At 30.3% G+C, this 13,663-nt stretch carries 14 protein-coding genes and 1 pseudogene; 9 read left to right on the top strand and 6 right to left on the bottom strand.

Annotated features, from left to right (window positions below; genetic code table 11):
* Positions 1-3 precede the first annotated feature (3 nt).
* Together LQ615_RS07635 and LQ615_RS07640 are read left to right on the top strand one after the other, a co-directional pair.
* Positions 4-234: a DUF771 domain-containing protein gene (locus LQ615_RS07635; RefSeq protein ID WP_135020785.1), complete on the top strand. Its 231-nt coding sequence runs from the start codon at positions 4-6 to the stop codon at positions 232-234.
* On the top strand, positions 231-413 hold the full coding sequence (locus tag LQ615_RS07640) for a hypothetical protein (RefSeq protein ID WP_135020787.1): 183 nt from the start codon (positions 231-233) through the stop codon (positions 411-413). The genes LQ615_RS07635 and LQ615_RS07640 overlap by 4 nt, the downstream gene beginning before the upstream one ends.
* A 170-nt stretch (positions 414-583) precedes the next feature.
* On the opposite strand, the gene LQ615_RS07645 is transcribed toward LQ615_RS07640, so the two are convergent.
* From LQ615_RS07645 to LQ615_RS07660, 4 genes are all read right to left on the bottom strand, one after another.
* A complete protein-coding gene (locus tag LQ615_RS07645) occupies positions 584-1,054 on the bottom strand; it encodes a DUF2321 domain-containing protein (RefSeq protein WP_239703870.1) in 471 nt (156 codons plus the stop codon).
* Between the two features lie 565 nt (positions 1,055-1,619).
* Positions 1,620-2,036, bottom strand: a complete 417-nt coding sequence (locus LQ615_RS07650; protein WP_239703869.1) for a YolD-like family protein — start codon at positions 2,034-2,036, stop codon at positions 1,620-1,622.
* Positions 2,037-2,338: 302 nt separating this feature from the next.
* Positions 2,339-2,755, bottom strand: a complete 417-nt coding sequence (locus tag LQ615_RS07655) for a cytidine deaminase (RefSeq protein ID WP_103268813.1) — start codon at positions 2,753-2,755, stop codon at positions 2,339-2,341.
* Between the two features lie 627 nt (positions 2,756-3,382).
* Positions 3,383-4,087, bottom strand: a complete 705-nt coding sequence (locus LQ615_RS07660; RefSeq protein WP_239703868.1) for an Ltp family lipoprotein — start codon at positions 4,085-4,087, stop codon at positions 3,383-3,385.
* A gap of 615 nt (positions 4,088-4,702) precedes the next feature.
* Here LQ615_RS07660 and LQ615_RS13530 point away from each other — a divergent pair.
* Positions 4,703-4,786, top strand: a pseudogene (locus tag LQ615_RS13530) (hypothetical protein); the annotation flags it as partial.
* Positions 4,787-4,886: 100 nt separating this feature from the next.
* Here the strand turns inward: LQ615_RS13530 and ilvE are convergent.
* On the bottom strand, positions 4,887-5,918 hold the full coding sequence (ilvE, locus tag LQ615_RS07665; RefSeq protein ID WP_239703867.1) for a branched-chain-amino-acid transaminase: 1,032 nt from the start codon (positions 5,916-5,918) through the stop codon (positions 4,887-4,889).
* 182 nt (positions 5,919-6,100) lie between these two features.
* Here ilvE and LQ615_RS07670 point away from each other — a divergent pair, with 182 nt between their 5' ends.
* Positions 6,101-7,090: a YdcF family protein gene (locus LQ615_RS07670; RefSeq protein WP_103268810.1), complete on the top strand. Its 990-nt coding sequence runs from the start codon at positions 6,101-6,103 to the stop codon at positions 7,088-7,090.
* A gap of 164 nt (positions 7,091-7,254) precedes the next feature.
* On the opposite strand, the gene LQ615_RS07675 is transcribed toward LQ615_RS07670, so the two are convergent.
* On the bottom strand, positions 7,255-7,695 hold the full coding sequence (locus LQ615_RS07675; protein WP_017000538.1) for an N-acetyltransferase: 441 nt from the start codon (positions 7,693-7,695) through the stop codon (positions 7,255-7,257).
* A 134-nt stretch (positions 7,696-7,829) separates the two neighbouring features.
* Between LQ615_RS07675 and bshC the strand changes: the two genes are divergently transcribed.
* The 5 genes from bshC to LQ615_RS07700 all read left to right on the top strand — a co-directional run bounded on the left by bshC (position 7,830) and on the right by LQ615_RS07700 (position 13,635).
* Positions 7,830-9,446: a bacillithiol biosynthesis cysteine-adding enzyme BshC gene (bshC, locus tag LQ615_RS07680; RefSeq protein ID WP_103268809.1), complete on the top strand. Its 1,617-nt coding sequence runs from the start codon at positions 7,830-7,832 to the stop codon at positions 9,444-9,446.
* Positions 9,447-9,590: 144 nt separating this feature from the next.
* The gene (mraZ, locus tag LQ615_RS07685) at positions 9,591-10,022 is read left to right on the top strand and encodes a division/cell wall cluster transcriptional repressor MraZ (protein ID WP_017000540.1); all 432 of its coding nucleotides are present in this window, start codon (positions 9,591-9,593) and stop codon (positions 10,020-10,022) included.
* 11 nt (positions 10,023-10,033) lie between these two features.
* Positions 10,034-10,969: a 16S rRNA (cytosine(1402)-N(4))-methyltransferase RsmH gene (rsmH, locus tag LQ615_RS07690; protein ID WP_017000541.1), complete on the top strand. Its 936-nt coding sequence runs from the start codon at positions 10,034-10,036 to the stop codon at positions 10,967-10,969.
* A gap of 19 nt (positions 10,970-10,988) precedes the next feature.
* The gene (gene ftsL / locus LQ615_RS07695; RefSeq protein ID WP_064204076.1) at positions 10,989-11,369 is read left to right on the top strand and encodes a cell division protein FtsL; all 381 of its coding nucleotides are present in this window, start codon (positions 10,989-10,991) and stop codon (positions 11,367-11,369) included.
* Positions 11,356-13,635, top strand: coding sequence for a penicillin-binding protein (locus tag LQ615_RS07700; protein ID WP_017000544.1), 2,280 nt, complete (start codon positions 11,356-11,358; stop codon positions 13,633-13,635). Before ftsL ends, LQ615_RS07700 begins: the two co-directional genes overlap by 14 nt.
* Positions 13,636-13,663: the final 28 nt, after the last annotated feature.

The following is a 13,663-nucleotide window of genomic DNA, read 5'->3' on the forward strand; positions in this document are numbered from 1 at the left end:
CCAATGTACACAAAAACTTGGTGGAGCATGGAAGATTTAATGAATGAAACAGGTCGTACTAGAAATTGGGTCAAAGATAATATTTTAAAAGTACCTAAATTCAGAAAAGAAATTGAAAAGTTCGCACATTATCCAATAAACAATAATGATCAGTATCGTTTCGTAGGTTCTGAAATGCGAAAGTTCTTAGAAGATAATTTCAAAGAAATATTTGAGATGGAGGCGACCAAATGAGATACACAGCAACTCTGATGAGTGAGTTTGTCATAGCACTAATCGCAATATGGATATTCGACAATATCTTCTTAGCTGGACTGCTAACAGTAATGGCAACATTCCTTATCTATCACGTATGGGATTCATTCTTCAACATGATTGAGGACGAAAAATTAAAAGAAGTGGAGGGGAAGTAGGATGAGAAAGTTAAAACTAATAAAAATAACACTCCTAATCATCATCTTGGCGGAGGAGATTAAGAGTGTTGTTAAAATATTAATATTTTACTTTAAATCAAAAAAATGTCCAAGTTGTTCTTCAAAATCATTAAAATCAGCTAATTATTGTTCAAAATGTAGATATAAGTTTAATTAAATAATGATTTTTTTACAGTTTCACTAACTACATCAATTAGTAAATTTCTAGCACTTTCTTGAACATAATCAGTTGCTTGAGACATATATTTTTTGTATTTTGCTTGGGCAACAGGTGTAGTTGGAGAATCAATTATAAGATCTGGAATTGCATTTTTGATTATTGATCTGTGCTCTTCTGATAACTGTTCATCTAACGAAACTAATTCAATAGCATTATTTAAAATCTTTTCTGTCCAAGGATATGCATTACCACATTCGTGACAGTAATTAGGGACATCATAATCATAGGCGTCCAAAAATCCAGGTACATAATAATAACCTTGTATCGCTGACTGACAGTTTGAACAATTTGAAATTGTATACTCACCACATTCTTTACAAAATTTTCTATAGTTAGCGTTACTTGATGAAGAAACATGACCATTTAGACAGATTGTAGCATTTGTATAATAACCACCCATAAATTCTCACCACACTTTCATAACAAATTAATTTAATTGTACCAAATAAAAGGAGTGAGAACATGAAACATACTATATTATGAAACCCTAGCTTTCCAAAATAGGCTAGGGTCTTTTTTTGTGCTATAATTCAGATAATTAAGGATAGGATAATTATACTGAATCAATAAAGCAATATTTTTAGAAAGGAGAAATTTTATATAATGTTTTTGAGTACATTAATTTTAATAGGAATAGCATTTATTATATTAATTTTTATTATTATTTTACGTAATCCTGTAAAAACATTGTTAATTTTTATATTATTTGTTGTTGCCGTAACAATTATATTTTATGTTATTCGATTTTTATTATTTTTCACATCTTCTATTTTGGATTCATTGTTTGGATAAAAATAATGAAATTTTTTGTTTTTTGAAACGAGTTTCTTATCGTCTTGATGCTATATAAAACACCCATACATGTCACTGGGTAGTTTTTTTATGCTATAATATACATAGTAAAGGTACACATCTGCGGAGTGTACTTGAGGTTAACTGTTGCGACGGTTGCCTCTTTTTTATTTTCACTCTATCTCCAGAATACAATCCATATCTAAGTACATAATGCCTTTATCTTCATAATTAATAACCTGCAATGAGTTCATCATCTTATCAAATTTGTGTATCTCACACTTCAATTCTTTAATATATCCATTATTCCAGTATTTTATAGTAGAAACTGGATTATAAAACATCTTTTCTAACAATACATGGTTTAAATCGGCTAGGGCTGATTCGCTTAATTCTGGTTTCTCAATTTTATCTTGATCACGTATGTGTTGATTAATTTCTTCATATTGTTGTGGCATAGTCGCAAATGGTGCCCATTTTATCATTCCACGTCCGTGTGGTATACGTGGATTAAGATATTCTCTTGGTATCTTTCTATAATCTGTTTCGTATTTATATGGTTCTGGCATATCATGGTTAATGACTTTCATATAATCACCTCATAAACATTATACGAACAAGTGTTCTGTTTTGTAAAGGAAAGATAAATTAATCTACTACACCAGCACTACACCAAACACGCATAAACATTGGTGTTGTGGCATTTGAGGAATCCCTCTCAGGACGCTAATAAGTAAATTCCGTTACATCTCGTTACTAAAAACGAAGATGTAACGGAATTTTTTGTTTATAGTGAATTACTGTTTACTAACGTAATTGCTCCGGAACTACACTAAAATAATTAGAATACTCAACGTCAATAAATCAATTGGAATAAAGTAATTATGATTTATTACTCGACAAAATCTATATCATCATAGGCTTTTGTCCAATGGTTAGGTTGTAATTCTTCTAATTTTTTATATTTAACTTCTTGATTTTCGTTAGTTACACCGACTTTTATTTGATTACCCCAATATAATAATCTTTCTTGACATGTCCCGCATGGCGTAAGTATTTTAAATTCACTCTTTTCGTCATCTCTAACAACGCAAATTGAGTGAGTTATGATGTCTTGGTATTTATGTGCTTCTATGATTGAACCTGTTTCAATACATAATGCACTAGAGGCGTTTATGATTTCTGGGGCAACTGAAGTGTATATTTTACCATTTTTTGAATACATTGCTGCTGCACCTCCCCATCCTTTTGGATATCTTTTTTTTATTAGTGCTTTAGCGTCTTCGAAAAGCTTTTGTTCGATATTCATTTTTTATCCCCTTAATTTTTGTGTTTTTGAAACGAGTGTAAACGAATTTCTTCTTGTTTTGATACTATGTAAACTACCCAGTGATAAGGGCGGTGATTTTTTACGTTATCATATACATAGAAAAAGTGCATATCTACAGAGTGTAATAGAAGTAAACTGTTACTGACGTTTGGTCTTTTTTATTTTCAAGCTATCTCCATAATACAATCCATATCTAAATATATAATACATTTTCATTTTTCTGAGTGTTTCTAACATTGAATGTTATTTTGCGAAAAACATTCTTTTTCATAAGTCCATCAAATACAGCATCATCAAAACTAGATTTAATATATTCATTAAGTTTTCTTATAGTTTCTTTAGTATGCGAATTTGCGAATAGATTAATAAGGTTCTGATAATTTGATCGAGTAAGATTTTTAACATAATATTACTCATATAAAACCTTGTATCAATTCTAGTAAATGTTTTTCCCATGATATTTAGCATCTTTGGGTGATTCAAAACAAAGTTTTCTGTATCTTTTTCCCTCAAAAGCTGAAATTATATTGATTTTTCCCCATGTTTAGTAACTTTCATATTTACACTCCTTACTAAAAAACCTCACGTGTTAGGTGAGGTACTTACTTATTTATCCAAGTTATCGATAGCGTATTGAGCTTCTTCTGGTGTGAATTTATCACCAGCACTTGATGTTAATTGATCGTATAATTCTTCATTAGACATATCCATTATGTTGATGTAGCTTTTGGCAGACTCTAAAGCATTTTTTTTATAATCAGCTTTTAAATTTTCCACTGCATATCTAGCAATATCTTCTGGGTATTTATCACCAGCTTTTGAAGTTAATTGTTCAAAGATACCTTCTTTTGACATATTTAGATATTCAGAATATGATTTAGCACTATTCAAAGCTGCTTTTTGCTCTCTATTAGGTTTATTATCTTCTTTTTCTCCTGTTAAACTTTCTTTAGTTGAAGATTCTACAGTAGTTTTTTCTTCCGTTTTAACTTCTTCAGTTGAAGGTTCTACAGTAGATTTTTCTTCAGTAGACTGTTCCGTAGGTTTAGATTCAGAATTCTTATTAGTAGTATTTTTAGCTTTGTCTATTGTTTCTGTATCATTTTTGCTAACTGTATAATCATCACTTACTGGTAATGCAACAAAAATACCAACAAAACAAGCGAAGCCTACTAGAAATAAAACTATTGAACTAATTAAAGGAACTTTAATATTTCCTTTTTTAACAATTCTAACAATGGTGATGATAAACATTGTTAGAAAAGCAATTGAAATAAAAAACCATAAAACTGTAAAAATAAAACTTCCCATGTAAAACTCCCTTTCTTATTAGAAATTATATATTAAAACACCTTTAATGGATTACTTTCTATAATATAAATCTAATTGCAGGTGATTAAACCAATTAGCAGTTCATACACATTTTTTAATCTAGATAGTGCCGTCATAAATAACAATTGTAATAAGGCAATTTCTAATTTCTGATGTTCTTCTTAAAAAAAGTATAACTATCTCTATTAATATAGGCTACATTGAATATCCGTTTACGCATATATCTTCTCCAATACTAGCACCAGTAGTACTATGTCTAGTAAAAGATATTTTCTCATTATGGTTATTATATTTGAATTTATTTTCCTTGATAGAAAATAATTACTTGGAAAATTATCAGATATTGCATAATAATTTGAGCTTTAATTGTATATAATTACCTTAACAATATTGTAAAACTATAACTAAATGAGTAAAAGGTAATATTTTTACATTAAGGTTACATATTACAATTTATAAACTAGAGTAAGCTAGCTATATTTTTATTAAAGGAGTGGTTTGGTTGGTGATGAGATGAAAGTTCATAAATTAATATACTATATGCAAAAACATCATTAACCTTTATAGGAAAAAACAATTATAGACGCTATTTAAAATCCAAATAATTCTATGATTATTCAATCTAAAGTGACAGATGCTTTACAAGCTAAGAACATAAAGAGACAAAGGCCAAATAAATTATAGTCATATGCACATTCAAAACAGAATAAAAATCCCAATCCGCTTTGTAGTTAATGTAACGGATTGGGATTTTTATTTTGCATAAGATTTATATATTTTAAGCTTCAACTTCGTTTAATTGCTTTACATCTAATGTCCAATTAAATATATCTTCTGCTTTGCCTGTTTGTATGTCCTTATATGCTTTATATAATTGTTGAGTAATGCGTGATTTTTGATTGCTATTAAGTATTATCTCATTATTTAAGTGTGAAATTCTATTTACAGGCGTAATTGCATTTAATGTATCTGTGCAAAAGGCTTCGCTTAATATACCTTTGTCATTTGCTAATACGATATCTTCTATAGCTATTTCTTTTTCTGATACTTGATATCCGAGGTTATTAGCGAGTTTGATTATAGTTTGGCGCATAATTCCTGGTTTAATACTCCCATTTAATTTTGGAGTTACAATTTCATTATTGATTACGAAAAAGATGTTTTTGTTACTAACTTCTTCTATATATTTCTTTTCTATACCGTCTAACCATAGTACGTTATCATATCCTTTTTCTTGAGCTTGCTTTTGTGCTAAAAATTGTGAAGCAAAGCTGCCTCCAAATTGTGTGTAACCTGCGTCTCCTCTTATTGATTTTACAAGTTCTTGTTCCACATATAATGAAATAGCGTTTGGTAACGATTGATCTGATTGTTTTGGAATAGTTGAAACTATAATATTGAAATTATATTCTTCAGATTTACTTACACCTAATTTACTTTCTGTAGCGTACATAAAGGGACGTATGTATATTGAGTTTTCTTCATTAATGTTTATAGAGCTATCAACATTGAGTAATTGGATTAGGGTATTAATCACAGGTTCTACTGGAATGGTGGGCATTTCTAATCTTGTTAAAGAATGATTGAATTTATTTAAGTGATTATATGGTTTGAAAATGGAGAAGTTATTTTTATCATTAAAGGCTATCATATCTTCGAAAACTGTTTGACCGTAATGTAAACATTGCGCGCTAGGTGAAATTGTTATGGGGGCATAAGGTCTTATTACAGGTTTTGACCAACCTATATCTGAGTGATACGACATGTTGATCATATATTCGGAAAATTTATTATTCGATTCATCATTCATTGTTATTGCCTCCTAAAAAGTTTATGTAATGTTGAATAGTATATCAGCTACATTGACCTAATACAATACGTTATTTGAATATTCTGATAATTAATAAAATGATTTTATTCTTTATTTTATGAATATTTTTCATTATGATGATATACTTTTATTGTTATGAGTAATGGGAAGGGGTGAGCATAATGACAGTGGGTATTGTTTTTTTAATAATATTTTTATTGAGTTTTAAAATAGAATTTCGCCAATATAAAAATGTTTATTTTCTAGCTATTATTTTTATGTCGGTTTTAATCAGTATATTTGTAAACATAATCATCCCAAGTTTTGAATTAAATATGAATGTGAATTACTTATTAATTCTTAATATGTTTTATGGTGTATTAATTATTGTAGTTATGCTATTGTCACTTCTCAATACCAAAAAGAAAATTGCGAATGAAGGTAAATTTGTTAATAATATGCTTGTTTTAGGTTATGGTGTTTTTATTCTTATTAATTTCTTAATCATTAGTTTTAAGCCAGATTCAATTTTAAAATTTTATGAAGGTGTGTGGATTGTATACGTATCACTAATATTCTATTACTTAAACATTATCTTCATATTTCAAAATCTTTATGCTTGGATCGTAAGTGGGTTATCAAGAAAAAGAAAAAGTCATTTCATTATCGTTTTAGGAGCAGGCATTATAGAAGACAAAGTAACGCCATTACTTCAAGCAAGATTAGATAAAGCAATTAAAATAAAAAAGAAAAATTTAGATGCGGTGTTTATAGTAAGTGGAGGCCAAGGACCAGACGAAATTGTAAGTGAAGCAGAAGCTATGCGTAAATATTTGTTGAGTCAAGGGGTATCAAATAAAGATATTATTATGGAAGAAAAATCTACAAATACTAAAGAGAACCTTATATATTCTTATGATATTATGAAAAAATATGAAGTAAATCCGTTTGCGATTATTGTTTCGAATTATTTTCATATATTGAGAGCTGGATTTTTATCAAAGCAATTAAAGATTGATGCTACTGTTTCAGGTGGTGTTTCAAAGACATACTTTTATCCTAACACGTATGTTAGAGAATTCATGGCTTTGTTGGTCATGTTTAAGAAGACACATATAATCGCATTTTTATTGATAACAGCTTATGTTATATCGTACGTATTAACACAATAAGAGGGTGTCGCCTCTAAGACGAAAGAAATTTTAACTAAACACGTTATATCTAAATTTTAATTGACGACTATAACAAAATAGCATCTCATTTCTAATTGAATAAATCAGTGAAATGAGATGCTATTTATTTTAAGTTAGGAATTATATTCCAGACTGTTTTTTATTTAAGGAGTCCAAATTACAACGTCTTCTCCAGATTGATTTTGTTGCTCGATATCTTTAAATCCATGATTTACAAAGAAATCTTTAGATTGGTTACGTGCAATACATTTAATCGGTAGGCCATAGCTTTTAGCATAGTCTAATAATTGCAATCCGTAACCTCTGTCTTGATAATCTTTTAACACTTCTAGTTTCCATAAAATTAAATAATCACTAAAGTTAGGGAAATAAGTCTTCTCAACTTCATCTTGCTTGAATAAGCACATTCGAGCTACTAATTTATCCCCAACATAAATGCCGAAAAATGGTGAATCTGAACTTGCATCTATAATTTTGCCTTTTAGTTCTTCTACCATATATAAACCTTCGTTACCGAAGTTTCGGAATTGTTCAAATGCTTCTTCTGTTTTGTAATTAATTTGTAAATGTTCTACTTTTGCCATGATAATCCCCCTTGCTCTTTTCTTAATTATACTTCATTTATAACAAATTTTAAATTATAAGCCGTTAGATTGTTTTATTTAGCTATAATCTTTATACTTATTATAGTAATCAATTCTGAAGGAGAAAGACACGTATGGACTGTATAAAGACGTTAATTGATAAGCAAAATAGTTTCATAGATAGATACACTAATCAAAGTGAAGAAATACTGAATTTTTATGATTATAAGCCAGGCTTACAAGATGAATTCGTTAGACGAAGCGAGACATCTGCTAATGGTAGAGAAGAAATATTAGCACATGTTATAAGAAATTATATGTCTGATTTAACTTTATCAAAAGCTCAAGAAACTAATATTCAAAATTTAAGTAAAGGTCATAAAGTTGTAATTGGTGGTCAACAGGCGGGGTTGTTTACAGGACCACTTTATACATTTCATAAAATCATTTCTATCATTATTTTAGCTAAAGAGCAAAGTCAAAAATTAAATCAACCTATCATACCAGTATTTTGGATTGCTGGGGAAGATCATGATTTTGATGAAGTGAATCATACATACGCGTATGACCGTATAACAAGACAGTTAAATAAAATCAAATATAATACTGTAGAACCACCAGAAAAAAGTGTTTCTGAATATGTATTTGACGAAGAGCTTATATTGAAAGCTTTAGATGATATGTTTAAATCTATTGGAGAAACAAAACATTCAAAAGATTTAAAATCGTTAATCACTCAAATAGTAAAGAATGCTCATTCATGGAGTGATATGTTTAAATATTTAACACATGAAATTTTTAAAGAATACGGTTTATTAGTGATTGATGCTCATCACCCAAGATTAAGAGAAATGGAAAAACCATTCTTCAAACAAATTATAAATAATTATAAACAAGTTGATGAAGCCTTCAGAACAACGCAAAATAATTTTGCAGAAGTTATCAAAAATCGCATGATTTTGACTGATACGAATGTACATTTATTCTATGAGTATAATGACAAACGTCAATTAATAATGGCGGATAAAAATGCTTTTTATTTAAGTAAGGATTCTGAGGTTGTATTTAGTGAAGATGAATTGCTACAACTAATAGATAATTACCCAGAGAGATTTTCTAATAATGTGGTAACAAGACCTCTTATGGAAGAATATTTATTTAATACTTTAAGCTTTATTGGTGGTCCAAGCGAAATAATCTATTGGGGAGAGTTAAAAGGTGTATTCAACGTATTAAATATTGAAATGCCAATTGTAACACCTAGAATGCGTATAAGTTATTTAACTCAAGAAGCGAAAAAAGTTATAGAATCATATGAACTAGATATAAATGATATTTTAATAGAGGGCGTACAAAGTGATAAAGATAAGTTTATACGTGCTCAAGCATCTGATGAAGTATTAAGAGAAATTGAAAAAATGAAAGATATACAAACATCATTCCACCATAAATTAATTGATGAAATTGGTGATGAATATCAAAATAGACAATTAATAGAAAAAAACAACAAAATTCATCAACATCAGTATCAGTACTTATTAGATCGATATTTACTGAATGTTGAAAGAGAAAACGAAATTAGTATGAGACATTTTGAAATAATAGAAAATACGTTACACCCTCACCAAGGTTTGCAAGAAAGAGTGTGGAATCCGGTACAAATTATGAATCAATTTGGGACAGATGTGTTCAGTCCCTCCACCTATCCACCACTTTGTTACACTTTCGAACATATAACAATAGAAGTATAGAAATATCAACGGTTACACCGAATTTACAGACTTGTAAATTCGGTGTTTTTTTTATGTATTGTACAAATTTTGAGAAAACTTGTATAAATAGTGGAGGATTGTGGGGGAATGTGGTAAATTATAAATAAGGTGAGGTGAAATAAAATGTTCATGGGTGAATATCAACATCAATTAGATACTAAAGGACGTATGATTGTACCTTCGAAATTTAGATATGATTTGAATGAACGTTTTATTATCACTAGAGGCCTAGATAAATGTCTGTTTGGTTATACACTTGAAGAGTGGGCACGCATCGAAGAAAAATTAAAAAACTTACCTATTACAAAAAAAGATGCACGTAAATTTATGAGAATGTTTTTCTCAGGTGCTGTTGAAGTTGAATTAGACAAACAAGGACGTATTAACATCCCGCAGAATTTAAGAACATATGCAAATTTAAGTAAAGAATGTACAGTAATTGGTGTTTCTAACAGAATTGAAATCTGGGATAGAAACACTTGGAATGATTTTTATGATGAATCTGAAGACAATTTTGAGGACATTGCAGAAGATCTCATCGATATTGATTTTTAGGAGTGGAGTAAATGTTTCATCACGTATCAGTACTATTAAGAGAAACAGTAGACAAATTAGACATAAAACCCGATGGTACATACGTAGATTGTACATTAGGTGGAGCTGGGCATAGTTTATACCTAGCCGAACAATTGAATGATGATGGTCATCTAATTGCAATCGATCAAGATGAGACGGCTATTCAACATGCTAAAAATATTTTGAAGGATCATATCCATAAAGTAACCTTTGTACAAGACAACTTTAGAAATTTAGAACATATATTAGAATCATTAGATATAAGCAAAGTAGATGGTGTGCTTTATGACTTGGGCGTTTCAAGTCCGCAACTTGATACTCCTGAAAGAGGTTTTAGTTATCATTATGATGCAAAGCTTGATATGAGAATGGACCAAACTCAATCACTATCTGCATATGAAGTGATAAACGAATGGCCGTATGAGCAACTTGTTAAAACATTTTTTAGATATGGTGAAGAGAAGTTCTCTAAACAAATAGCTAGAAAGATTGAAGCAAGACGAGAAAATGCTCCTATAGAAACGACTTTCGAACTAGTGGATTTGATAAAAGAAGGAATCCCGGCTGCTAAGCGTAGAAAAGGCGGACACCCAGCTAAAAGAGTGTTTCAAGCTGTGAGAATTGCAGTGAACGATGAGCTAGGAGCCTTTGAAGAATCTATTGAAGCAGCTATACAACATGTCAAAGTTGGTGGGAGGATTTCCGTTATCACTTTCCATTCTTTAGAAGATCGTTTGTGTAAACAAGTATTTCAAGAGTATGAAAAAGGGCCGGATGTCCCAAGAGGATTACCAGTTGTACCTGAGGAATACCAACCTAAACTCAAAAGAGTTAACAGAAAGCCTATTATTTCTGATGACGAGGAACTTGAAGAAAATAACCGAGCAAGAAGTGCGAAGCTAAGAGTAGCAGAAATCTTAAAGTAGTTAGAGGAGTGGCAATTGAATGGCAGTAGAGAGAATATATCCAAATTATAGACCTGACGAGTGGCAAGAGCCACAAGTCGAACCGCAAAGAAAAAAAGTTACCAAAAGTAAAGTAGTTGGCATATCAAGGATAGAAAAGTTTGTATACATAACACTAATAACTATGATTGCGTTGATAAGTATTTATATGCTATCTTTAAAAATGGATGCGTACAATAATAAAACTCAAATTGCAGAATTAGATAATAAAATTGAAGAGCAAAAAACTACTAATGGTGATTTGAAAACAGAATCTATGAAGCAGTCATCATATGAACGTATCTACGAAAAAGCTGAAGACTATGGTCTTAAGTTGAATAACAACAATGTAAAGGTAGTGCGTAGTGATGCCAAAAATTAAAATAAAGAAAAATAAAATAGGAGCAGTCCTCTTAGTAAGTTTTTTCGGACTGCTCTTTTTTATATTGGTCTTAAGATATTCCTACCTCATGATCAGCGGACAAGCTGCTGGAGAGGATTTAGCATATAGAGCAAGTGAAAAATATTTAAGACAAACAGTTGCTCAACCTGAAAGAGGTAAAATTTATGACAGAAATGGAAAAGTGTTAGCAGAAGACACGGATAGTTATAAATTGGTCGCTATTCTAGATAAAAAAATGAGTAAAGATAGTGATAAACCGAGGCACGTAAAAGATAAAGAGAAAACAGCAAAAGAACTTTCGAAAATCTTAAAAATGGATGAAAAAGATGTATTAAAAAGGTTGAAAACTAAAAATGCTTTCCAAGTTGAATTTGGTCAAAAAGGAAAAGATTTAACTTATAAGCAAAAAACAGATATTGAGAAATTAAAACTTCCAGGTATTACTTTTGAAACCGAAAAGAAACGATTTTATCCAAATGGAAATTTTGCATCCCATCTTATAGGATTAGCTGATAAAGATCAGGAAACTAATAAGTTAACAGGTGTATATGGTGCTGAAAAAGTCTTTGATAGTTATCTAAAAGGTAAGACAGGTAAAAATTCTTATAAACAAGATATTTGGGGCATGTTAGTACCAAACTCAGAAGATAATATTGAAGCTAAAAATGGTGACGATGTACATCTAACATTAGATTCGAATATCCAAGTATTTGTTGAGAATGCATTAGATAAAATGGTTGATCGTTATGAACCAGAAGATTTATTTGCAGTTGTTATGGATGCTAAATCAGGTGAAATATTAGGCTATAGTCAACGACCGACATTTAATCCAGATACAAAAGAAGACTTTGGTAAAAAATGGGCGAATGATTTATATCAAAATACATATGAACCTGGTTCGACATTTAAAACGTACGGACTAGCTGCTGCAATTGAAGAAGGCAAATTCGAACCTAATAAAAAATTCAAAACAGGTCATAGAGAAATTGACGGATTTAAAATTTATGACTGGAACGATGATGGCTGGGGTAATATACCTATGACAACTGGATTCACATATTCAGCAAACACTTTAATGATGAAATTACAAGATTTAGTTGGTGCAGATAAAGCGAAAACTTATTATGAAAAATTCGGTTTTGGTAAGAAAACAGGAAGTTTATTCGATAGCGAAGCTCCTGGTAACATTGCATTTGATAATGAACTTCAAAGAAAAACATCTTCGTTTGGACAATCTACAACTGTAACGCCAATTCAAATGTTACAGGCAGAAACTGCGATTTTAAATCAAGGTAATATGTTACAACCATATTATGTTCAATCAATAAAAAATCAACAAACTAAAGAAACGATTAAAGAAGGTAAGAAAAAAGTAGTAGGTAATCCAATTTCAAAAGATACAGCTCAGAAAACGATGACTGAATTGGATAAAGTGGTAAATAGTAAAGACAGTAATGCAACCAATTACAAAATTGATGGATATCGTGTTGCTGGTAAGACAGGTACTGCACAAGTTCCTGACACTAAAGGTGGCGGATACGTAGATGGGGCTAATCCTTACTTTGTAAGTTTTATGGGGTATGCACCAGCTAAAGATCCAGAAGTAGTAGTTTATGCAGGTATGTCACTAGCTAAGAAACGAGACTTAGAAGCTTATGAATATGGTGTTTCTCGTGGCTTTAATCCAATAATGGAGAATACATTGAAATATTTAGATGTAGAAGAAAGTGAAGGAAAAGAGAAAAATGACTCTTCGAAAGTTCCAGATGTTGTTAATATGGAAACTAAAAAGGCTACAGACATTGTAAAAGGTAAGAAATTAGAACCTGTCGTTATCGGTAATGGAGAAAAAATAATAAAACAATTACCACTAAAAGATAAAAGCGTACAAGATAAAGAAAGAGTATTACTTGTGACAGATGGCGAACTAACAATGCCTAATACTGAAAAATGGACAAAACGTGATATATTAAAACTTCAAGAAGCGACTGGTATTAAAGCTGAAACAGAAGGTTCTGGTTATGTTAAAGAACAATCAGTAGATGAAAATCAAAAAATTAAATCAGGCACTGAAGTTAAATTTACGTTGTCTAATAATCATCCAAATGGAGATGATTCAATAGGACAAGTACCAGAAGAAGATACAAGTGAAAAAGATAAAGAAGATAAAGAAGATAAAGAGAAAGATAATAAAGATAAAAAAGAAGAGAAATCGAATGATTCTAAAGAATCAGATGATTCCTGATAAATAAACAAAAGAAAAGGTGAACTAT

Origin of the sequence: Mammaliicoccus sp. C-M13 (genome assembly GCF_022386845.1) — a bacterium.
Classification (GTDB): Bacteria; Bacillota; Bacilli; order Staphylococcales; family Staphylococcaceae; genus Mammaliicoccus; species Mammaliicoccus lentus.